Raw genomic sequence first — 827 nt, 5'->3', positions numbered from 1 at the left:
TATATTTTATAAATTAATTTCAAAAAAAACAATACTATAAATAGAATAATTAATATAACATAACTTGAGTTTTTTTATTGTTTTGATAATATATATTTATGATTAGTGTAATTATACCAGTATACAATGTAGAAAAATATTTRAGAGATTGTTTGAATAGTGTAATAGGTCAAACATATAAAGATTTAGAAATAATATGTATTAATGATGGTTCTACAGATAACTCACTTTCTATACTTGAAGAATATGCAAAAATAGATAAAAGGATAACAATAATAAATAAAAAAAATGCTGGAGTTTCCGCTGCTAGAAATGACGGAATAGAAAAATCAGCTGGTGAATACTTATTTTGTTTAGATAGCGATGATTATATAGATAAAGATTTTTTGGAAGTATTTTATAATAATGCCAAACAAAACAACAGTGATTTGGTTATACTAAGTAATTTTTGGGGACTTGATAAAAGAGCTACAAACAAATATCATTCAGCTCTTCCTACTTGTTCTATGTTTATAAAAACAAGTATTCTTAAAAATAATAATAATTTAAGATATCCTCTAAATGTTCAGCCTGGAGAAGACGGTATATTCTCTCATAAACTTTTAATGTATRCAAAAAATATAAGTTATGAATATAATACTCATTATCATTATATTAAAAGAGAAGGACAAGATTCATCAAAAGCAGTAAAAGAACCAAAAATATTATTAAACGCTATAAAGCAGTGGTTTGATATCTTAGATGAATTTTATACYAAAWATAATYTWTGGCAAACTAAATCATTATCTTTTGCTAAGTTTGTAGAGCAAGAAGCTTTCTTGGCATTT

The 827-nt window shown here is 24.0% G+C and carries 1 protein-coding gene; it reads left to right on the top strand.

Features of this window, described 5'->3' with window-relative positions; all coding sequences use genetic code 11:
* Positions 1-98: 98 nt before the first annotated feature.
* A partial coding sequence (locus tag GQX97_RS12805; RefSeq protein ID WP_157152259.1) for a glycosyltransferase family 2 protein occupies positions 99-827 on the top strand: 729 nt, incomplete at its 3' end.

Origin of the sequence: Brachyspira sp. SAP_772 (assembly GCF_009755885.1) — a bacterium.
Lineage (GTDB): Bacteria > Spirochaetota > Brachyspiria > Brachyspirales > Brachyspiraceae > Brachyspira.
This window is presented reverse-complemented; position numbering and strand designations above follow the sequence as displayed.